Consider the following 21,061-nt stretch of genomic DNA (forward strand, 5'->3'; position numbering starts at 1 on the left):
GGCCGCCCCTTCTTCATTTCCCGTGGGCATCCACGAACGGGGGATGCGGTAGGCTCGCGCGCCTCATGGCACGCACGTTCCAGGTGGGAGACACCTTCACGCACGTCCGCCAGTGCGACCGGCTGCGGCCGGTGTATTACGCGGGCGCTTCCGGGGACTACAACCCCATCCACATCGACCCGGAGGTGGGCAGGCAGGCCGGCTTCAACGGCGTCATCCTCCAGGGGCTCTGCACGCTGGGCTGGGCGGTGGAGGCAGTGGCCGTCTTCGTGGGAGACCCGGGGCTGGTGCGCCGGGTGAGGGTGCGCTTCTCCCGGCCGGTGCTGCCGGAGGACACCGTCACCTTCCAGGGCCGCGTCACCGCCGTCGCGGACGGCCGGCTCACCACGGAAGTCACCGCCACCAACCAGCGCGGCGAGCCCGTCCTCCGGGGCGCCGTCGTCGAAACCTCGCTCGGATAGCCATGGCCCTGGACCCCAAGTTCGTCGGCCGTGCGTACGGCCCCTTCACCTATGAGATTGGCCGGGAGAAGCTGCGCGAGTTCTCCCTCATCCTCGGCGGCTCCGTGCCCTCCGCGGGCACCTTCGGCGAGCCCCCGGCGCAGGTGAGCCCCCTGCTCTACTCGCAGGAGGCGGCCCAGGCGGGCCCGTACGGCGACGTCATCGCCTTCCCCAGCTTCGCGGTGGTGTTCGCCATCCGCCCCTTCAGCGCCGCCATCGCGGACCCGGAGCTGGGCGTGGACCGCGTGCGGCTGGTGCACGGGGAGCAGGAGCTGGAGTTCCTGGGCGTGATGCGCCCCGGGGACGTGCTCACCACCACGGGCGAAATCACGGAGCTGTACCGCAAGGCCGGGATGGACTTCCTCGTCGTCACCACGGAGACGCGCAACGCGAAGGGCGAGCCCGTGGTGCGCGGCGTGTGGACAGCCGTCATCCGCCCCGGGTGACGCAAGAAGCCGCGTGCGCCTACTCGCCGGGGGCGATGATGCCCTCGTCGAGCAGCTGCGCGAGGATGCGCGCGGTGTCCAGGCGCGACATGCCGGACAGCGCGAAGAGGTCGTCGAAGCTCACCGCGCCGTCAATCTGCGCCAGCACGAAGCCCGCGCGGTGGTCCAGGTTGAGCCAGATGATGTCATCCGGCTGCAACCGCACGCGCGGCATGCGGTGCAAATCTCCCAGCCGCGCCTCCAGCATGGCCACCAGGATGCGCTCGCTGCGGTCGCGCAGCGCCTCCACGCGCGGGTTCTCCGGCGCCAGGAACTGGGCCCGGCGCAGGAGCTCCACCGCGCCGGAGTGGTCATCCAGCGCCAGCAGGTCCTCCGCGCCCCGCAGCAGGCTCTCCACCTCCGAGCCCTCCGGCAGCCCGCCCGCCGGAGTGAAGGTGTCCGGCAGCCCGAACTCCTGCGTGCGGTGCGCCTCCGCGATGAGGTCCAACGCGTCGCCGCGCACGCCCGTGCCCTCGGGCAGGCTCACGGATTCACGCAAGGGGGCAGCAACCAGGCCGGGCTCGGAGGGGCCGGCCCAGACGCCCCAGTCCGCCTCCTGATCCGGGCCCGTCAGGTTCCAGCCGGTGTCCCCGCCGGGCTCCACCGGGCCGTCCCGCCCCAGCAGCCGGCGCGCGCGCGCGTTGCCCGGGTCCAGCTCCAGGGCCCGGGTGAACAGCTTCTCCGCGCCGGCCATGTCGCCACTCAGTCGCAGCAGCAACCCGGCTTCGACCAGCGCCTTGGCGCGGAGCGCGTTCATCGCCTACCTCCCCGGCGTTCCGCGCGAGCCCGCCGAGCGCAACAGCGGCAGGCTCTGGGCCAGGGCCTCGCAGGCCCGGGTGAGCGCGCCCACGTCTTCCGCGCCGCGCGCCTGACGCGCGGAATCCAGGGCGGCCTCCGCGCGGGCGACGACGTCCGGCGACAGGCCTCCGGCCCCGGGCATGAGCCGCACGCGGGAGAGCGCGTCCACCAGGTCGCGGGCCAGGATCTCCAGCTCCACGCGCTTTGCCTTCAGCTCCTCGGTGTTGCGCGCCGCCACCAGCCAGTCGCGCTGCTCGTCCATGATGCGGCGCAGCTCGTCCTCCGTCAGGCCGCTGGAGGCGGTGACGGTGATGGACTGGCGCAGGCCCGTGTCGCGGTCGCGCGCGGACACGGACACGATGCCCTCCGCGTTGATGTCGAACGTCACTTCAATCTCCACCTGTCCGCGCGGCGCCTCGCGCAGGCCGGTGAGGAGGAACTCGCCCAACAGCTCGTTGTGGTGCGCGAGTTCGTGCTCACCCTGGAGCACCATGATCTTCACCGTGCGCTGGAAGTCCTTGGAGGTGGCGAACACCTCCGTGGCGGACGTGGGCACGGTGGTGTTGCGCGGAATCAGCCGCCGCACGTAGCCGCCGGCGATGGCCACGCCCATGCTCTGCGGCGTGACGTCCAGCAGCAGCAATTCGCTCTGCTGCCCCACCAGCGCGTACGCCTGGATGGCGGCGCCCAGGGCCACGACCTCCTCCGCGTGCACGCCCTTGCAGGGCTCGCGGCGGAAGTACTGGCGCACCTGATCCACGATGCGGGGCATGCGCGACATGCCCCCCACGAGGATGACCTCCTTCAGGTCCGAGGGGCGCACCTTCGCCTCGCCCAGGACCTCCGACGTGATGCCCACCAGGCGCTCGCCCAGGTCCGCCGTGAGCTCCTCCAGCTTCTCGCGGGTGAGCGTGGACTGCAGGTGCAGCGCGGCGCCTCCGCCCGGCGGAGTGCAGATGAAGGGCAGGTGCACCTGCGCCTCCTTCACCGACGACAGTTCCACCTTCGCCTTCTCCGCGGCGTCCTTCAGCCGCTGCAGCGCCATGCGGTCCTTGCGCAGGTCGATGCCGTGTTCCTTGGCGAAGCCGAACACCATCCACTCGATGATGCGGTGGTCCCAGTCCTCGCCGCCGAGGAAGGTGTCACCGCCGGTGGCCACCACGTCGAAGATGCCGTTGTTGATCTCCAGCACCGACACGTCGAAGGTGCCGCCGCCCACGTCCAGCACGGCGATCTTCCCGTTCACCGTGCGGCCGAAGCCGTAGGCCAGCGCCGCCGCGGTGGGCTCGTTGATGATGCGCAGGACGTCCAGCCCCGCGATGCGGCCCGCGTCCTTGGTGGCCTGGCGCTGGCCGTCGTTGAAGTAGGCCGGCACGGTGATGACGGCCTGGGTGACGGGCCGGCCGAAGTGCGCCTCCGCGTCCGCCTTCAGCTCCGCCAGGATCATGGCGCTGACCTCCGGCACGGCGAGGTCGCGGCCCGCCAGCCGGACGCGCACGTCGTCGTGCGCGCCGCACACCACCTGGTACGTGAGCGCGCGCAGCGCGTCCTGCACCGGGTGCGAGGAGTACTTGCGGCCGATGAGGCGCTTGGCCGCGGACACCGTCTCCTGCGGGTTGGTGATGGCCTGGCGCTTGGCGATGCCGCCCACCAGGCGCTTGCCGTTCTTCGACACCGCCACCACGGACGGCGTGAGGGGCTGGCCGGTGCGGTTCTTGATGATGATGGGCTGACCGTCCTGCACCGTGGCGACGAGGCTGTTCGTCGTCCCCAGGTCGATGCCAATCAGCGGTTCGGGCTCAGCAGCCATGGGGACGCATGCACCTCATCACGTGAACGTCCAGCGCAGCTTCTTGAGGGCGGCGCGAGCGTCGGCGTTGTCGGGGTCCAGACGCACGACCTCCTCGAAGTGGTGCTTGGCCGGCTTCTTCTGCCCCGCCACCAGGAGCACGTGGGCCAGCAGCAGCTGGTAGTCCGCGCGCCCCGGCTTCAGCTCCACCGCGCGTTGCGCGAGCTTCATCACTTCCTGCGCGTCCTGCGCCAGCTCCCGGCCCACGCGTGCCGCCTGGAAGGCCGCCTCCGGGTTGTCCCCGTTGAGCGACACGGCCAGCCGGTAGGCCGCCTGCGCCCCGGCGAAGTCGCCGCGCATCTCCAGCTCCTGGCCGCGCTCCACCTCCGCCTGCGCGCGCGTCAGGTCGTGCTTGCGGCGCGCCTCCACCAGCAGCTGCGCGACCTCACGGTTCTTCGGGTCCAGGCTCAGCACGTGGTTGAAGTCCTGATAGGCCCGCTCGAAGTCCCCGCGCGCGGTGGCCGCCCTGCCCCGGGCGATGAGCTCCGTGAGCTTGTGGCTGCGCGCCATGTACGGGTGGCGAGCGAAGCGTGCCTGGCGCTCGGCACGGCGGGCCTCGGACTCCGCGTCGTCCGGGGGCGGGGCGGCGGGAGGCGGCACCGAGGCGAAAGACCCCGAGGGCGGGCGCGCGCCCGAAACGGCGGGGGGCATCACCGCCGCGAAGCTGCTGCCGGACGTCGTCCGCGGGGGCGCTGCGGCCGGAGGAGGCGTCGTCGGGACGCGAGCGGCCGGGGGCGCGTCGGGGGCGCGCGCCGGTTCCTGGCGGCTGAGGGCGTTGTGGGCGTCCGTGAGGCGCTTGAAGATGCGCTCCAGCCGGGCGCGGAAGCTGCCCAGGTTCTTGCCGAAGTAGCGGTCCGGGTGGAAGCGGCGGGAGGCGTTGTAATACGCCTGCTTCACCTCCTGGGGGCTGGCGCCCCGGGACACGCCCAGCACCGCGTGGTGGTCCATCTTCTCCAGCGAGCGCTCCATCTCGATGATGTCACGCTTCTGGTCGGGCTCCAGGTCCACCTCCTCCGCCATGGAGGCGTCCACCGCCGGGGCTGCGGACGGGGCGCGCTGCACCACCCGGGCGGGCACGATGGCCCCCTTGGCGCGCAGCGCCAGCAGCACGGCGATGGTGCGAGCCTCGCCCAGCGAGGAGCGGGACAACACGGCGTCGATGCGTTCGACGCGGCCCACCAATGCCAGCACGGAGCCCTCCTCGGGGCTGAGCTGGAGACGGGCCGGGTCCAGGTGGGGCACCGTGGCGATGTGGTCGGTCCTGCCCCCCAGGCCGACGATGGGGTTGGGCGCGCTCAAGGTGTCAGTTCCGCGGGCTGGCGAATCCCCAAGTGTAGGTGTCCGGGAAGCAGGGCGTCAAACCTCCCGGCACCGCCAAGCCGCTCCCCCTTCTACAACGTGGAGAGGACACGCTGGAGGATGCCCAGCGCTTCGTCCAGCTCGGTCCGGGTGATGATGAGGGGCGGGGCGAACCGGAGCGTCACATCCCCGGCGGAGTTCACCAGCAGGCCGGCATCGCGCAGCTTCGCGATGACGGGGGCGACCTCCCGGTCCAGCTCCACGCCCAAGAGCAGCCCCTGCCCGCGCACGGCCTTGATGCGGCCTTCCGGCAGCGCGGCCTGGAGCGCGCGTGCGCCAGCGAGGAAGTGCTCCCCCTTGGCCCGCACCTCTTCCAGGAATCCGGGCTGACGCATCAGGCGCAGCACCACGTTGCCCGCGGCGGCGGACACCAGGTTGCCGCCGAAGGTGGAGCCGTGGGTGCCCGCGGAGAGGCTGACCGCCAGCTCCTCGCGGCAGAGCATGGCGCCCATGGGCAGCCCGTTGCCCAGCGCCTTGGCGATGCTGATGGCGTCCGGCCGGATGCCGTGGTGCATGAAGCCGAAGGGCTGGCCCGTGCGGCCCATGCCCGTCTGGACCTCGTCCACGAGCAGGAGCAGGCCTTTCTCGTCACAGAGGGCGCGCAGGCCCTGGAAATAGCCCGGGGGCGCCATGCGCACGCCGCCCTCGCCCTGGATGGGCTCCACCAGGATGGCGGCGGTGGACGGCCCCACGGCGCGGCGCACCGCCTCCAGGTCGCCGAACGGCAGGTGCCGGAAGCCCTGGGGCAGCGGCTCGAAGCCGACATGGTACTTCGGCTGGCCGGTGGCGGTGACGGTGGCCAGCGTGCGGCCGTGAAAGCTCTTCTCGAAGGTGAGGATCTCGAAGCGCTCGGGCTGTCCCCGGTCCTTCATCACCTTGCGGGTCAGCTTGATGAGGGCCTCGTTGGCCTCCGCGCCGGAGTTGCAGAAGAACGCGCGCGGCAGGCCCGCCCAGTCGGTGAGCTGCGCGGCCAGGTCGATCTGCGGCTGCGAGTAGAAGACGTTGGAGACGTGCCACAGCGTGTCCAGCTGCGCCTTGGCCGCCGCGACCACCTCCGGGTGGCAGTGGCCCAAGGCGCATACGGCGATGCCGCCAATGCAATCCAGGTACGCCTTGCCATCCGCGTCCCACACCCGCGTCCCCTGCCCGCGCACCAGGGCAATGGGTTGCTGCTTGTAGTTCTGCAGCAGGTGCTGCTTCGCCTTCTGGATGAGGTTCTCGTTACCAGGGGCGGATGCTGGGGACGGCGGCGTTTGCAAGGGGGGGTACCTCTCTCTTCCTGACGACGCGGTGTGGCGACGCGGCGGACCCTAGCGCGCTAGAGGATGTAGCGCGACAAGTCCTCGTCCTGGACGATGGCGGCCAGGCGCTCGCGCACATAAGCGCCATCCACCTGGAAGTCGCGCGGTCCCATTTCGCTGGCGGTGAACGACACGTCGTCCAGCAAGCGCTCCAGCACGGTGTGCAGCCGCCGGGCGCCGATGTTCTGCGTGCGCTCGTTGGCCTGCTGGGCGATGCGGGCGAGCTCCGCCACCGCGTCGTCCGTGAAGGACAGCCGCACGCCCTCCGTGGCGAGCAGCGCGGTGTACTGGCGCAAGAGCGAGTTCTTCGGCTCGCGCAGGATGCGCACCAGGTCACCGCCGGACAGCGGCTCCAGCTCCACGCGGATGGGGAAGCGGCCCTGGAGCTCCGGGATGAGGTCCGCCGGCTTGGAGACGTGGAAGGCGCCCGCGGCGATGAAGAGCATGTGGTCCGTCTTCACCTGACCGTACTTGGTGTTGACGGCCGAGCCCTCGACGATGGGGAGGATGTCGCGCTGCACGCCCTCGCGCGAGACGTCCGGGCCGCCGCCACCCTTGCCGCCCTCGCGGCTGGCGATCTTGTCGATTTCGTCGATGAAGACGATGCCGCTGGACTCGGCGCGCGCCACGGCCTCGCGCTGGACGCGGTCCGGATCCACCAGCTTCTGCGCTTCTTCCGCGCGCAGAATCTGGAGCGCCTCCGGCACGCGCAGCTTGCGCTTCCGGGTGTTCTTCATGCCCGGCATGTTCTTGAACAGGTCCTGGAGGTTGACGCCGATCTCCTCCATGCCCTGGCCGCTGAAGTTGCGCATGAACGTGGGCGAACTCTCGTTCGTCTCCACCTCCACGGTCTGATCATCCAGCGTGCCGGCGCGCAGCTGGGCGCGCAGCTTCTCCCGCTCGTTCTCGCCCAGCGGCGAGGGCGCGGGGGTCGGCGGAGGCGAGAAACCGAACGGCGGAGAGGACGTCGTGCGCGTCTGCCCGCCGTTCTTGATGAGCTCCATCAGCCGGTCCTCGGCCAGCTCCTCCGCGCGCGGCTTGACCTTCTCCGTCTCCTCCTCGCGCACCAGCGCGATGGCGGCTTCGACGAGGTCGCGGATCATCGACTCGACGTCGCGGCCCACGTAGCCCACTTCCGTGAACTTGCTGGCCTCCACCTTGACGAAGGGGGCCTGGGACAGCTTCGCCAGACGGCGGGCGATCTCCGTCTTCCCCACGCCGGTGGGGCCGATCATGATGATGTTCTTCGGGTAGATTTCATCCCGCAGGTCGTCCGGCACCTGCTGACGGCGCCAGCGATTGCGCAGCGCGATGGCGACGGCGCGCTTGGCGTCGTTCTGCCCGACGATGTAACGGTCCAGCTCGCTGACGACCTCGCGAGGCGTGAAGGCGGACAACTTGCGCGATTCGGCCACGGGGCGGTCCTCTCAGAGCTCTTCGTAGGTGACGTTGGCGTTGGTGTAGACGCAGATGTCCGCGGCGATGGCCATGGCCTGCGTGCAGATGTCGCGGGCGGACAGCGGCGAGTGCGCCTGGAGGGCGCGCGCGGCGGCCAGGGCGTAGTGCCCCCCGCTGCCCACGGCGGCGATGCCGTGGTCCGGTTCGATGACGTCGCCGGCGCCGGACAGGATGAAGGTCTTCTCCTTGTCCGCGACGATGAGCAGCGCTTCCAGGCGGCGGAGGAAGCGGTCGGTGCGCCAGTCCTTGCCCAGCTCCACGCAGGCGCGGGCCAGGTTCTTCTGGTGCTCCTTGAGCTTGGCCTCGAAGCGCTCGAAGAGGGTGAAGGCGTCCGCGGTGCTGCCCGCGAAGCCGGCGAGCACCTGCCCCTCGCCAAGCTTGCGCACCTTGCGCGCCGTGTTCTTCATGATGGTCTTGTCGAGGCTGACCTGGCCGTCGCCCGCGATGACGACCTTCCCGTCGCGACGGACGCAGAGGATGGTGGTTCCGTGGAACATGACCAGGGGTTTAACAAGACCACCCGGCCCCTACCCACAAAAACCGCGCGGCTGTCCGCTCCCTCACCCTGCGCCAGGCGCTCAGGCTGCGGTGGCCTTCATCCAGCGGCCCACCAGCTTCACCAGGGCGGCCTTCTTCGCTTTCACCGTCTTCGCGTCCGGCAGCGTCACCACGCCCCGGTCCTTCGCCAGCCACTCCACCAGCCCGGAGTCGTCCTCGAAGGCGAAGTCCGTCGCGTCCTTCACCTTCGCGCCCCGGTGGAGGATGACCTGGAAGATGCCCTTGGGGGCCAGGCGGAACGTCACGCGGTCATCACCCGAGTGGACGAAGCTGGGGGCCTTCCACTTGATGCGCTCGGTGATGCTGGCGTCGGAGGCCAGGATGGCCGCGCGCACGGCTTCGATCTCCGCCTTCAGCGGGTGCTCGAGTTCCGCCATGAACTGTTCGACTTCGCCGCCGAGGTTCGCCATCTCCGGCCCGTTCCTTCCGCTGCGTCACGCGCGCGGGTGCGCGGAGTCGTAGACCTCCTGCAGCTGTTCGAAGGTCACGTGGGTGTACTTCTGCGTGGTGGACAGGCTCGCGTGGCCCAGCAGCTCCTGGATGCTGCGGATGTCCGCACCTCCGCCCAGCAGGTGCGTGGCGAACGAGTGGCGCATCGCGTGCGGGCTCACCTTGCGCGCCAGCGCCAGCTTGAGCACGTACGCGTCCAGGTGCCTCGCGATGCTCCGAGCCGTCAGCCGGCCGCCCTTGAAGTTGAGGAAGAGCGCATCCGGGTCCTGGCCCTCGCGCACCTCGGCCAGCAGCTCGCCGCGCCGCGCGAGGTATGCCTCCAGCGACTGGATGGCCTTGGCGTTGAGCGGCACCAGCCGCTCCTTGCTGCCCTTGCCCATCACCCGGACGATGCGGCTGCTGCGCTCCACGCCCAGCAGGTCCAGGCCGCACAGCTCGCTGATGCGCAGGCCGCCGCCGTAGAGCATCTCCAGGATGGCCTTGTCGCGAAGCCCCAGCACCGTCTTCACGTCCGGCATGTCGAGGATGGCGAACACCTCCTCCACCGGCAGCACCTTGGGCAGCGACTTCGGCAGCTTGGGGCTCTTCACCAGCTTCGCGGGGCTGGCGGACAACAGCTTCTGCCGCACCAGGTACTTGTAGAACGACTTGATGCTGGCCAGCCGCCGCGCGCGGCTCGAGGGCGCGTGGTCCACCGCGAGCGTGCCCAGGTAGCCGCGGATGGCCGCGTGCGAGCCCGCGAGCAGCGACAGCTTCATCCGCTCCACGAGGTAGCGCTCATAGTCCACCAGGTCGATGAGGTAGTTGCGCACCGTGTGAGGGGACGCGCCCTTCTCGCCTTCGAGGTGGTCCTTGAACTGCTCCAGCAGCGGGGACAGGGTCGACATGGTCGGGGAAGCCTAGGGGCCTCCCCGAGCCTCGCAAGATTCGCGTCGCTCCGCGAGCCCCGTCCTACTTCGCGGGCACCGGAACGGGGGTGACGGGCACCACGGGAATGGCCCCCGCCGGCAGCTCGGGCGGCACCAGCTTGGGCAGGAGCACGCGGCAGGCGTCCTCGGACAGCCAGTGGTACGTGCACAGCCACTCCGTGACGGGCACGCGCACCTGCCAGCCCAGCACGAAGAGGATGAGCAGCGTGAGCCCGATGCGAGCCCCCATCGACATGCTCTCGGTCTCGTCGTCGTCCTGCGTGTGGCGCAGCGCCCCGCGCACCAGGTCCGCGTGGTCCACGCGCGCCCCCTTGGGCAACTTCGGCTTGCGGGTGATGAGCGTCGCCACGCCGCGCGTGAGCATCAGCCGGTCGTTGAGCGCCCAGCCGGAGCCCTCCAGCAGCAGCGCCAGGTTGCGCCGGCGCAGCTTCAGCCACCCGAGCAGTCCCGCGGGCGCCATCACCACGATGGCCAGGATGGTCGCCGCGGTGATGACGTCCACCAGCGTGAGCGACTTCACCTGCGTGAGGATGAACGCCAGCGAGGAGCCCAGCGCCGCGAACGCGATGCCGCCCGCCGCGAGCACCCCCGCGAGGCCGCCTCCCGAGGGAGCCGCCGCGGGCGCAGCGGCCGCCGGGGCTGGAGCCGCCGGGGGTGGAGGCGCGGTCACCGTCTGCTTGTAGCCGGACTCCAACGATGAATCGAAGTCCTTCTCCCCGGACGCGGCCAGCCCCTCCACCTTGCTGGTGATGAACGCGCCGATGCGCATGAACGGCATGGTCATCGACTCCCAGAGCGACACGGGCTGCCGGATGACCTGCGTGACGATGGCGTCGCTCTCCTTGCCGTCCACGTCGTAGAACACGCCGCGCTTGCCCACGACGAGCTCCGTGCTGCGGCCCGCGGTGACGGGCACCGCCACCTCGTAGCCATCCGTCGCGTCGCGGGGCAGCACCTTCACGTAGAGGATGCAGGTGGTCCCCTGCCCCGTCAGCGCCGCGTGCGCCGCGCGATCCGTCACCAGCACGGACAGCGTGTACTTGCGCCCCGCCAGGATGAGCGTGCCCCGCTCCATCAGCGCCCGCCGCTTGGGCAGGTACAGGTTGGGCATGCTGATGAAGTTGTTGGCGAACTGCAGCAGCCAGCGCTGGTACAGCACCAGCCGCTCCAGCTCCGCGATGACGTCCAGCGTGGGCTTGAGCGACAGGTCCTCGCGGCTCACCGACTCCAGCGCGTCCAGCTCCTCGTCCGACACCGTGCCCAGCGTGTCCGCCACCGCGTGCAGCGGGCTTGCCTCGCGCTTCGCCTGCCAGCCGAGGATGGCCTCCGCCTTCGCGGACAGCTCGCGCCAGGCCGTGTCCGTCAGCTTCACGCCGTCGCCCAAGAGAGGCGTCGCCACCTCCTGGTGGAAGGCCTCCAGCTTCTCGTAGCCGGCGCCGCGGTACAGCCGCGCCCACACCAGCACGCCGCTCGGGTCTGGCGGCGCGATGGGCAGCTCGTTCGCGGCCTTCCCCATGGCGCCCAGGTCACCGAGCGCGCCCTCCACCCGGTCCGCGCGCAGGCGCAGGCTGGCGGCGGCCTCCGGCTGCGCGGCCACCAACCGGCACTGCACGAAGTAGCCATCCAGCAGCGGCGCCACGTCATGCACGCGCTTGGCCTGCTCCAGGCTCGCCGTGCCCCAGGTGAACACGGCGTCCCGGCCGCCCAGGTGCGCGAGCAGGGCCGTGCGCTCGTCCCGGAAGCGCTTCACCAGGCCCACGTCCACGCCCGCCAGCCCCGCCCGGTTCGTCACCTGTGGGAAGGCCGCGATGATGGACTGGGCCAGGGGCCGCAGCCGCTCCGGCAGCGACACCGGCGCGATGAGGCCGTCGCCGTTCTTGCCCGCGTCGCGCAGCGCCTTGTCACTGGTGCGCAGCTGCTCCAGCGACAGGCGCGTGGTGTCCGGCGCGTTGAGCGTGCGCAGCACCAGCTCCGCCGCGCCCTTGAGGTTGGATGCCGTATCGGAGAGCGCCGAAAGCTCCAGCACGTCGCTGCCCGCGTCCGCGCCCTTGCGATCCGTCAGCCGCGCCGCCGTCCAGTCCACCGCGCCGCGCAGCTCCTCCACGCGGATGCGGCGGTTGCCGTCCGCGTCCATCAGCGTGAGGAAGCGTGGATCACACGCGATGCCCTCCATGGGGCACGCGAGCGCCGTCCACTGCGTCGCGGGGATCCTCACCGCCTCGGTGAGGGTGTTGAAATCGGGGATGTCGACCTGGAGCGAGCCGCCGTAGCGGCGATAGACGAGCTGTGCCATTCGGCGGGAGAAGACAGCACACCCCGTCCGGGTGTGCACGCCTCAACGTCCAGCCGCGCCCGGGAAGGAAGGCCCGGGCGGCCTCCCTGCCCTGGGTCACCCGCTACTGCGCGGTGGCGACGGCGCTGTACACGCCGGGGTTCTGCCCCTGGCCGATGATGTAGACGGCCCGCGCGTCATCCTTGCCCGCGAAGTACACGGGCACCTGCACGCCCTGGTCGAGCGTCTTCCGCGCCCCCGACTTCACGTCGTAGACCGCCACGTCGTAGGTGTCCGCGTCCATGCGCGCGTACGTCGCGAGCACGCGGGCACCGTCCTCGGAGATCTTGTAGCTGAAGATGCCCTGCATCCACGTCTTCGCCTCGGCCTGCTTCTCGTTCAGCTCCACGGCCTTGAAGTCGCACGCGCGGCCGTTGCGGATGCAGTTGGTGCGGAACACCACCGCGCTGTTGTTCGGCGCGAAGCCGTAGCCGAACACGCCCGGCTGTACCTTCTCCGCCTTCTCCTGGCCCAGCGCGTACAGCATCAGGTCCACGGAGAACACCGGCTTCACGAAGCGCGACAGGAACGCCACGTAGCGGCTGTCCGAGCCCCACACGAAGTTGGGCACCCGGTCCCCCACGCGCTTGGGCGCGCCGTCCGGCAGCGAAGCCACTCCCAGGGCGCCCGCGCGCGACGGCTGATCATACTTCTCCAGGAAGGCCACCGCCTTGGAGTCCGGCGCGAACGCCATCTCCTCCACCGCCTCGCCCACCTTGCGCCCCGCGCCTCCGGACGCCGGGCCCACGTGCAGGTCGCCCATCTGCTCCGGCTTGCCGTTCTCCGTGCGCGCCAGCCACTGGCCATCCGGCGAGAAGCCGAACGCCTTCGTCCCCGTGGCCAGCTTCGTGCCCTTCAGCGCGGGCACGTCCGCGAGGTACAGGTCATACATCCCGCGCACGGCCTCGCTGCGCACCTGGTAGGCCACGTGCTTGCCGTCGGAGGACACCTGGTAGTCGCCCACCTGATCCGCCAGCTTGCGCGGCGCTTCCGTGGAGCCCACCGTCACCGCCGCCAGCCCGCCCGCGGCCGACAGCCGGCGCTTGAAGAGCAGCGTCTTGCCGTCCGGGGTGAACTGCGCGGTGCTCACCTCGCCCGCCACGTCCTGGAACGGCCCCTGCGGCAGCTTGCCCAGCTTCAGCGTGCCCGCGTCCACGAAGGCCACGCTCACGCCGTCCGGGGACGGCAGCAGGTAGCTCACCGCCGTGCCCAGCTTCACCGGCTCAGAGGCCGCGTCCGTGAGCGACAGCACGTTCAACTCGCCGGACTGCGAGGCCGGGTTGTAGCCCGTCACGTACAGCAGGTGCTTCGAGTCCTGGGAGAACAGCAGGCTGCCCGGCACGTTCGTCACGCCGTCGCCCAGCGCGCGCGACTTCCCGCCCGCCGTCGGCACGACGTGCAGCGAGCCCACCAGCATCTGCGGCGGGATGCCGTCCAGCCGGGGCTTCTGCCCGTTGAGCAGGAACGTGGCGAACTGCCCGTCCGGAGACAGGCGCAGGTCCGCCGCGCGTCCCGCCGCGAGCAACTGCCCCTGCCCGCCCACCACCGCGGTGCCCTTCGCCGCGCTGCGGACCGTGTCCCCCTGCGCGGCGCTGCGCTGGGAGGGCGCGCTGTTGTCCTCGCCCTTCTTGCACCCCGACACCGCCAGCAGGGCCAGCAGGCCCACCATCCCGGTTCGCATCATGCGCTCGTCTGTCCTTCCGTCTGGGCGACAACGCCCGCGAGTGGCAGCCAGGCCGCCAGGTCCTGCTTCGCCCGCGCCGAGTAGGCCGCGCGCTTGTCCGCCTTCTTCATCCGCCCGGACAGCGGCGGGAACAGGCCGTAGATGACGTTGGTGGGTTGGTGCGGGTGATCCGGCGGGTGCGCTTCCCCGGTGAGGTGCCGGTACAGCGACCCCAGCGCCGTCGTGGCCGGGGGCGGCACGAACGCGGTGCCCGTCAGCCGCGCGTGCACCGCCAGCGCCACCATGTAGCCGCACGCCGCGCTCTCCACGTAGCCCTCCACGCCCGTCACCTGTCCCGCGAAGAACACCCGCCGCTCCGTCTTCAACGACAGGTCCTCCGCCAGCAGGCGGGGCGAGTCGATGAACGTGTTGCGGTGGATCTGCCCCATCCGCAGGAACTCCGCATTCTGGAGGCCCGGGATGCACGTGCTGAAGATGCGCTTCTGTTCACCCCAGGTCAGACGCGTCTGGAAGCCGACCATGTTCCACGCCGTGCCCGCCCGGTCCTCCATGCGCAGCTGCACCACCGCGTACGGGTCCGTCCCCGTGCGAGGGTCCCTCAAGCCCACGGGCTTCATGGGCCCGTAGGCCAGCGTTTCGTCGCCTCGCTCCGCCATCACCTCGATGGGCAGACACCCTTCGAAGTACTTCGGTTCCTCGAAGCTGTGCGGCACCACCTTCTGGCCCGCCTTCACCTCGTTCACGAAGCGGTAGTACTCGTCCTTCGTCATGGGGAGGTTGAGGTAGTCATCCCCGCCGCCCTTGCCGTAGCGGCTCTGGCGGAAGGCGATGTCCATGTCGATGGAGTCCCCCGACAGGATGGGCGCGATGGAGTCGTAGAAGTAGAGCTTCGTGCCCACGTGGCGCTCCAGGTCCACCGTGAGCGCCTCCGACGTCAGCGGCCCCGTGGCCACCACCACCACGCCGTCCTCCGGAAGCCTCTCCACCTCGCCGCCGACAATCTCCACGCCCGCTCCGGACACCAGCCGGGTGGTGATCTCCCGCGAGAAGCCCTCGCGCTCCACCGCCAGCGCGTCACCCGCGGGCACGCGGTGCAGGTCCGCGCTGGAGAGCACCAGCGAACCCAGCGCGCGCAGCTCCGCGTGCAGGAGGCCAATGGCGCTCTCCGGGTTGTCCGAGCGCAGCGAGTTGCTGCACACCAGCTCCGCGAGCGTGTCCGACTTGTGCGCCGGGGAGCGCTTGTGCGGCTTCATCTCGCGCAGCACCACCGGCACGCCACGCCGCGCCAGCTGATACGCGCACTCCGTCCCCGCCAGGCCGCCACCAATCACCGTCACCCGCTGCTGCTTCACGTCCGACATGCATGCCTCCGGAGCCCCCGCACCGGGGCCCCAAAGGGCCCTGTTAGCAGAGAGGCCACTCCCTTTCACGTCCGCCCGCCTGCCCCACGTCCCACCATGCGTGCGGAATGGGAGGTGAGGTTTCCCCACCTGGGATCCAACCCTAGGTTTCTCGCGGTCTTCGCTCGGGACGGGAAGCGTCCGAGCGAGCGCCCTACAACCGCGAATCTGGGATGGGAGTGACGCAGCCATGAGCCGAGCCAACGACTTGTTGAAGATCCGGGGCCTGTTGCAGGAGCGTCGCCGGACGACCGAGACCGCCCAGGCGGGGGCTCGCCGTGAGCTGACCGCCCTGAAGGATCAGGAGCGTGATCCCGAGTACGAGGAGCAGGCGCAAGCGGAGCTGGCGGACTACACGCTCTCCACGCTCATCGAAGCGCAGCGCCGGGAGATCATGCTCATCGACGCCGCGTTGAGCCGCATGGAGAACGACGTGTTCGGCGAGTGCGTGGACTGCGGCAACGAAATCTCGCTGGACCGGCTGGAGGCCATGCCCTTCGCCATCCGCTGTGAAGAGGACGCCGCCGTGCACGAGCAGGAGACGCGGGAGGCCGCGCGCCACGTGGGCAGCCTGTCTCTCTAGCGAAGCCGTCCAAGCGATCCCCCGTGCGTCCATCCCGCACGGGGGAGTCATGTGTCCGGCCGCTACTCCGCGTCGCGCTGGAGCACGATGAAGCGGTAGTTCCGCAGCTCGTTCACGCCCGCCGTGTAGAGCACCGTGAGCAGCAAGTCGTACGGGACCATCTTGTCCGCGATGACCGACAGCTCGTGCGTGAAGGGCGCCGCCGGGTTGCGCTCCTCGATGTACTTGAGCTTCTGCACTTCCTTCTTCAGCTGCGCGTCCAACCCGAGCACCAGGCGCTCGCCCTGGAGCTGGTTCGCCGGGATGCGGCCGTTCTCCAGCCGCACCACCTCTTTGTCCCCCACCATGATGTTCTTGGGCGTGATGGTGATGGCCACCGTGTCCTTGGGCGTGGCGCGCGTGGAGGACACCGGCGGCCGCACGTCTTCCGACGCGGTGATGGCCGCGGAGGACGACGCGAAGGACTTCAGGAGGAACACCAGGATGATGGTCATCATGTCCATCATCGCGGTGATGTTGAGTTCCTTCACCTCGCTGGCGGCCTCGCGCTCCTTGCGCTTCTTGCGCGCGAGGGCCCGGCGGTAGCGCATGCGCGCGAGCTGGTCGGCTTCTTCGGCGGACGGGGGCGCGTTCTCGGACATGACTAGAGGACGCCCAGGGTGACGTCGGGGAAGAGCAGCTTGCGCTCCGCGACGGTGCCCGTCGTCTCACGCAGGGCGTCCATCGTCTGGATCAGCGCGTCGTAGGGGATGTCCGGATCCGCCGCGACGATGACCTTCGTCTCCTGCGGGAAGGCGGCCTTGAGCTTCACCATCCGCGCGTTCAACGCGGCGAAGTCGTGCGTGCCATCCGCGCGCAGCGGCACCGAAGGCGCCCCACCCTCCGCCGGCGCGGCGTCCGGGCTATCGCCTCGGATGAAGAGGCCCTTCTGGGAGATGAGCACGGACAGGTTCAGCTTGGGCGCGTCCGCGTCCCCTCCCGCCCCCGCGGTGGCGCCGTAGCTGGGCGCGTTCACGTTGAGCGCGCCAAAGGCGGTGAGGCCCGTGATCGACAGCAGCATGAAGATGATGAGGTTCATGAGGATGTCGAGGTACGGGACGATGTTCAGCTCGCCCGCCTCCTCCTCTTCCCTCGGCTTCAGCTTTCGGCGCGAGTAGTGGAACGCCATGGCGTGTCCGGTGCCTTTCGGCGGCTCAAGACGCGGCGCGGACGTCGGAGTCCGAAGGGATGACTTCCAGCGAGCCCCGGCGCGACAGGAGGTTCTCCAGCTTCAGCGCGTTGAGCTCCACCAGCTCCACCATGTTCTTGGAGTAGTTGCTGAAGAACAGGTGCGACACGATGCAGAGCACCGCGATGGAGAGGCCGAAGCCCGTGTTGTACATGGCCTCCGAGATGCCGTTGGAGAGCAGCGCCTGCTTCTGCTCCGCCGGCACGTTGCCCAGCGCGCGGAAGGTGCCGATGAGGCCCACGATGGTGCCGACCAGGCCCACCAGCGTCGCGATGTTCGCGAGCGACCACAGCCACTGCACCCGGCGCGACACGTGCGGCGTGTACTCCGCCAGCGCCTCCTCCACCGCCTTGGCCACTTCCAGCTCACCCCGGTTCGCGTTGATGAGCCCCGCGCGGATGACGCGGGCCAGGGGCGAGCGCGGCGCCATGCCGCAGAACTTCACCGCGCGGTCCAGGTTGCCGCTGCGGACCATCTTGTGGACCTGCTCGATGAACGCCGTCGCGTTGAGGCGGTAGCGGAAGAGCAGCGTCACCGCGCGCTCACCAATCACGGCCAGCGAGGCGGCCAGCCAGAACAGGTTCACGAACATGAACGGGCCGCCGGCCTTGAACGCGCCGACGATGAAGTCCCCCAGACCTCCCGAAGAGGCATGGCCCGCCGCGGCGGGAGCGGCCTCGGCCACCACCACACGCAGCAACTCATTCATGGAGGGAATCATCGCGGACCGCGTCCTTTCGCTGCCCCCGCGCGCACTCCTGCCGCGAAACGGGCAGGAGGCATGCTGGTGGGCCGGGAGCAATCCGGACTTCTAGGACTTCGCCTGCGAAGGTGTCAAGCCAGGGGGCAGAGCCTACCCCCCTGGAATGACTGGGCTTTTGCGCTCAGGCTTCCACGGTGGGCGTGGGAGCAGGCGCTCCTTCCGCGGAAGCCCCCGGAATGGATGGCTCCACCACCTCGCGGCGGTAGTCGCATTCCTTGTTCGGGCAGGCGATGTAGGCGCCGTCCCGCTTGGAGAACTTCTGCAGCAGGTAGGGCGACGCGCACTGCGGGCAGGCTTCCGCCAGCGGCCGGTCCCACGCGGCGAACTTGCACTCCGGATACCGGTTGCAGCCGAAGAAGATCTTCCCGCGGCCGCTGCGGCGCTCGGTGAGGTAACCCACCTTGCACTCCGGGCAGTTGACGCCAATGGAGATGGGCTTGGACGTCTTGCAGTCCGGGTAGCCCGAGCACGCCATGAAGCGCCCGAACCGGCCGCGCTTGATCACCATGGGCTTGCCGCACTTCTCGCACTTCTCGTCCGTGGTCTCCTCCTCCACGATGACGATCTTGCCCTCGGCGTCCCGCTTGAAGTCCTTGGTGTTCTTGCAGTCGGGGTAGTTCGAGCAGGCGAGGAAGTGGCCCATCTTCCCGAACTTGATGACGAACGGGTTGCCGCACTTCTCGCAGGCGATGTCGGTCTTGATCTCCTCGCGCTTGACGTCGCGCATCTCCGCTTCGGCCTTCTCCAGCGTCTCCTTGAAGGGGCCGTAGAAGTCGCGCAGCACCGTCTTCCAGGACGCGCCGCCGTCGGAGATCTGGTCCAGCTTCTCCTCCATGCTGGCCGTGAACGACACGTCCAGCTCATGGGGGAAGTGCTTCACCAGGAGCTCGTTGGTCATCTGGCCCAGGTCCGTGGGACGGAAGCGGCTCTCCAGCTTCTCCACGTACTTCTTGTCCTGGATGTTGGAGAGGATGGCCGCGTACGTCGACGGACGCCCGATGCCGCGCTCCTCCAGCTCCTTCACCAGCGTCGCTTCGCTGAAGCGCGGAGGCGGCTGGGTGAAGTGCTGTTCGTTGAGCAGCTTGTCCAGCGAGAGGACCTCGCCCTCGTTGAGCGGGGGCAGCTCGCCCACCACGTCCTCGGCGCCCTCTTCACCGGCGGCCTTGGCCTTGTCGCGCTCGGACTCCTCTTCCGGCGTGAGGCCAGCGCCGTACACGCCCAGGTAGCCGGGGAACTTCAGCGTGCTGCCGGACGCGCGGAAGGTGGTGCGGCCCGCGGTGATGTCCGCGGCCGTCTGATCGTACACGGCGGGCTTCATCTGGCACGCGACGAAGCGGTTCCAGATGAGCTCGTAGAGCCGGAACATGTCCAGCTCGTCCATGGCGTCGAAGAAGGGACGCACGCGCTCGGGCGGGTACTCCAGGGACGTGGGCCGGATGGCCTCGTGCGCGTCCTGGGCGCTCTTGCGGCTCTTGTAGACCATGGGCTCCGGCGGCAGGTAGTCCGCGCCGTACTTCTGGCCAATGAACTCGCGCACCTGCGTCACGGCGTCGTCGGACAGACGCGTGGAGTCCGTACGCATGTACGTGATGAGCGCCGTCTGGCCCTCCTCACCCAGCGGCACGCCTTCGTACAGCTTCTGCGCCAGCGTCATCGTCTTCTTGGCGGTGAAGTGCAGCCGGTTCGCCGCCTCCTGCTGGAGCTTGGAGGTGATGAAGGGCGCGGGCGCGTTGCGGCGCCGCTCCTTGCGGTCCACCTTCGCCACGGTGAAGGACGCGTCCTTCAGCTCCGCGACGAGCCCGTCCGTGGTGGCGCGGTCCTTGAGTTCCACCTTCTTGCCGTCCACGCGGGACAGCTTCGCCTTGAAGGGCGGCGGCCCCTGCGGGCCCTGCACCAGCGCGTCCAGCGTCCAGTACTCCTCGGGCTGGAAGGCCTTGATCTCCGCCTCGCGCTCCACAATCAGGCGCACCGCCACGGACTGCACGCGGCCGGCGGACAGGCCCCGGCGGATCTTCTTCCAGAGCAGCGGCGAGATTTGATAGCCGACGAGCCGGTCCAGGATGCGGCGCGTCTGCTGCGAGTCGTAGTTGTCCTGGTTGAGCTGGCGCGGCTGCGCGATGGCGTCCTGCACGGCGCGCTTGGTGATCTCGTTGAAGGTCACCCGCAGGGAGTCCGGGTGGCCCAGCTCCTCCTTGATGTGCCAGGCAATGGCCTCGCCCTCGCGGTCGGGGTCCGTCGCCAGGAAGACGCGGTCCACCGTCTTGGCCATCTTCTTCAGCTCGTTGAGGACCTTCTCCTTGCCCTTGATGACCGTGTACTCGGGCTTGAAGTCGTCCTCCACGTCGACGCCAATCTTGCTCTTGGGCAGGTCCTTCACGTGCCCCACGGACGCCTTCACCGTGTAGCCGGAGCCCAGGTACTTCTTGATGGTCTTGGCCTTGGCGGGCGACTCCACCACCACCAGGTAGTGCGGGCCCTTGCCACGGCGCTCGGGCACTTCCTCTTCGGCGTCCGCGTCCACGGTGGGGAGCTCTTCGGCGTCGGCGTCCGCGCCACGGCGGCGGGCCGCCGGCTTCTTCTTGGCGGTGACCTTCTTCGCCGCCGTCTTCTTCTTGGCAGCCTTCTTGGCCGCCGGCTTCTTCGCAGCCGCCTTCTTGGGCGTCTCCTCCGCCGCCGCCGCCTCCGTCTGCGCCGCCTGTGTCTTCTTCCGCGTGGCCATGGCTCTCCTACCTCGAACTGCCTCTAGACCTTCTCGTACCGTTTACCCGGGTGCTGGACCACCAGCCCCGACAATTCCAACTCCACCAGGGCGCTCGTGAGCGCCGCGGGCGACAGCGGGCTTGCGGCGAGCACCTCGTCGAACGAACGGGGAGCCCGGTCCAACAACCCATAGGCCCCGCGCGCTTCCGCCGACAGCGCCTCCCACCACCCACTGTCCCGCCCCGCAGGCACCGCGCGGACCGGGTGAACGCCCACCACCGCACAAATCGATTCCGCGGACGTACATGCGCGGGCCAGCCCGTCCGCCAGCAGGGCGTTGCAGCCCGCCGCGGCCGGCTGCCAGACGTCCCCGGGCAGCGCGAACACCGGCCGGCCCTGCACCCGCGCCGCCTCCGCCGTGTACAGCGCCCCGGAACCCTCCCCCGCCCGCATCACCAGCACCGCGTCCGACGCGCCAGCGATGAGCCGGTTGCGCCGGGGGAAGGTCGTCGTGCTCGCTCGGACCCCCGGCGGCAGCTCGCTGAAGTACACCCCTCCCCGCTCGAGGAAGTGGGGCAGCATCCGGGCCTGGGCGGAGTCCAACGCGTCCAGCGCGGAGCCCAGGAAGGCCCACGTCTCCGCGCCCACGTCCAGCGCGCCCCAGTGGCAGGCCCGGTCCACGCC

19 protein-coding genes are annotated in these 21,061 nt (G+C 69.8%); 3 read left to right on the forward strand and 16 right to left on the reverse strand.

Annotation, left to right across the window (positions count from 1 at the left end):
• Positions 1 to 65 precede the first annotated feature (65 nt).
• Together D7X99_RS28970 and D7X99_RS28975 are read left to right on the forward strand one after the other, a co-directional pair.
• Entirely contained in the window at positions 66 to 461 is a 396-nt protein-coding gene (locus tag D7X99_RS28970) for a MaoC/PaaZ C-terminal domain-containing protein (RefSeq protein ID WP_120596265.1), read from the forward strand.
• Positions 462 to 463: 2 nt separating this feature from the next.
• A complete protein-coding gene (locus D7X99_RS28975) occupies positions 464 to 946 on the forward strand; it encodes a MaoC family dehydratase N-terminal domain-containing protein (protein ID WP_120575598.1) in 483 nt (160 codons plus the stop codon).
• A 19-nt stretch (positions 947 to 965) separates the two neighbouring features.
• Here D7X99_RS28975 and D7X99_RS28980 read toward each other — a convergent pair whose 3' ends face one another.
• The 11 genes from D7X99_RS28980 to trmFO form a co-directional block, all read right to left on the reverse strand.
• A complete protein-coding gene (locus D7X99_RS28980) occupies positions 966 to 1,742 on the reverse strand; it encodes a tetratricopeptide repeat protein (protein WP_121780612.1) in 777 nt (258 codons plus the stop codon).
• 3 nt (positions 1,743 to 1,745) lie between these two features.
• Positions 1,746 to 3,593, reverse strand: a complete 1,848-nt coding sequence (dnaK, locus tag D7X99_RS28985) for a molecular chaperone DnaK (protein WP_121780613.1) — start codon at positions 3,591 to 3,593, stop codon at positions 1,746 to 1,748.
• Between the two features lie 18 nt (positions 3,594 to 3,611).
• Positions 3,612 to 4,931, reverse strand: a complete 1,320-nt coding sequence (locus tag D7X99_RS28990; RefSeq protein WP_121780614.1) for a DnaJ domain-containing protein — start codon at positions 4,929 to 4,931, stop codon at positions 3,612 to 3,614.
• 92 nt (positions 4,932 to 5,023) lie between these two features.
• Positions 5,024 to 6,250, reverse strand: coding sequence for an aspartate aminotransferase family protein (locus tag D7X99_RS28995; RefSeq protein WP_121780615.1), 1,227 nt, complete (start codon positions 6,248 to 6,250; stop codon positions 5,024 to 5,026).
• A 59-nt stretch (positions 6,251 to 6,309) separates the two neighbouring features.
• Positions 6,310 to 7,707: an ATP-dependent protease ATPase subunit HslU gene (hslU, locus tag D7X99_RS29000; protein WP_121780616.1), complete on the reverse strand. Its 1,398-nt coding sequence runs from the start codon at positions 7,705 to 7,707 to the stop codon at positions 6,310 to 6,312.
• Between the two features lie 12 nt (positions 7,708 to 7,719).
• Positions 7,720 to 8,247 carry an ATP-dependent protease subunit HslV gene (gene hslV, locus D7X99_RS29005; RefSeq protein ID WP_120575592.1) on the reverse strand — a complete coding sequence of 176 codons (528 nt, stop codon included), beginning with the start codon at positions 8,245 to 8,247 and terminating at the stop codon, positions 7,720 to 7,722.
• Between the two features lie 81 nt (positions 8,248 to 8,328).
• Positions 8,329 to 8,718: a DUF1801 domain-containing protein gene (locus tag D7X99_RS29010; protein WP_233613803.1), complete on the reverse strand. Its 390-nt coding sequence runs from the start codon at positions 8,716 to 8,718 to the stop codon at positions 8,329 to 8,331.
• A gap of 24 nt (positions 8,719 to 8,742) precedes the next feature.
• Positions 8,743 to 9,645: a tyrosine recombinase XerC gene (locus D7X99_RS29015; RefSeq protein WP_121780617.1), complete on the reverse strand. Its 903-nt coding sequence runs from the start codon at positions 9,643 to 9,645 to the stop codon at positions 8,743 to 8,745.
• A gap of 64 nt (positions 9,646 to 9,709) precedes the next feature.
• Entirely contained in the window at positions 9,710 to 11,980 is a 2,271-nt protein-coding gene (locus D7X99_RS29020) for a kinesin (protein ID WP_121780618.1), read from the reverse strand.
• 103 nt (positions 11,981 to 12,083) lie between these two features.
• A complete protein-coding gene (locus D7X99_RS29025) occupies positions 12,084 to 13,703 on the reverse strand; it encodes a gliding motility protein (protein WP_121780619.1) in 1,620 nt (539 codons plus the stop codon).
• Entirely contained in the window at positions 13,700 to 15,064 is a 1,365-nt protein-coding gene (gene trmFO / locus D7X99_RS29030) for a methylenetetrahydrofolate--tRNA-(uracil(54)-C(5))-methyltransferase (FADH(2)-oxidizing) TrmFO (protein WP_121780620.1), read from the reverse strand. Before trmFO ends, D7X99_RS29025 begins: the two co-directional genes overlap by 4 nt.
• A gap of 229 nt (positions 15,065 to 15,293) precedes the next feature.
• Between trmFO and D7X99_RS29035 the strand changes: the two genes are divergently transcribed.
• On the forward strand, positions 15,294 to 15,686 hold the full coding sequence (locus D7X99_RS29035; RefSeq protein ID WP_121780621.1) for a TraR/DksA C4-type zinc finger protein: 393 nt from the start codon (positions 15,294 to 15,296) through the stop codon (positions 15,684 to 15,686).
• Positions 15,687 to 15,748: 62 nt separating this feature from the next.
• Here D7X99_RS29035 and D7X99_RS29040 read toward each other — a convergent pair whose 3' ends face one another.
• From D7X99_RS29040 to D7X99_RS29060, 5 genes are all read right to left on the reverse strand, one after another.
• Positions 15,749 to 16,327 (reverse strand): biopolymer transporter ExbD, encoded by a 579-nt coding sequence (locus D7X99_RS29040; RefSeq protein ID WP_121780622.1) that lies wholly within the window; start codon positions 16,325 to 16,327, stop codon positions 15,749 to 15,751.
• Between the two features lie 2 nt (positions 16,328 to 16,329).
• Positions 16,330 to 16,854, reverse strand: a complete 525-nt coding sequence (locus tag D7X99_RS29045; protein WP_120598355.1) for a biopolymer transporter ExbD — start codon at positions 16,852 to 16,854, stop codon at positions 16,330 to 16,332.
• A gap of 25 nt (positions 16,855 to 16,879) precedes the next feature.
• Positions 16,880 to 17,635: a MotA/TolQ/ExbB proton channel family protein gene (locus tag D7X99_RS29050; RefSeq protein WP_120575584.1), complete on the reverse strand. Its 756-nt coding sequence runs from the start codon at positions 17,633 to 17,635 to the stop codon at positions 16,880 to 16,882.
• A 163-nt stretch (positions 17,636 to 17,798) separates the two neighbouring features.
• Positions 17,799 to 20,396 carry a type I DNA topoisomerase gene (gene topA, locus D7X99_RS29055; protein WP_121780623.1) on the reverse strand — a complete coding sequence of 866 codons (2,598 nt, stop codon included), beginning with the start codon at positions 20,394 to 20,396 and terminating at the stop codon, positions 17,799 to 17,801.
• Between the two features lie 23 nt (positions 20,397 to 20,419).
• On the reverse strand, positions 20,420 to 21,061 hold a 642-nt coding region (locus D7X99_RS29060; protein ID WP_199756373.1), incomplete at its 5' end, for a DNA-processing protein DprA.

The sequence above is a fragment of the Corallococcus sp. AB032C genome (genome assembly GCF_003668935.1).
Taxonomy (GTDB): Bacteria; Myxococcota; Myxococcia; order Myxococcales; family Myxococcaceae; genus Corallococcus; species Corallococcus exiguus.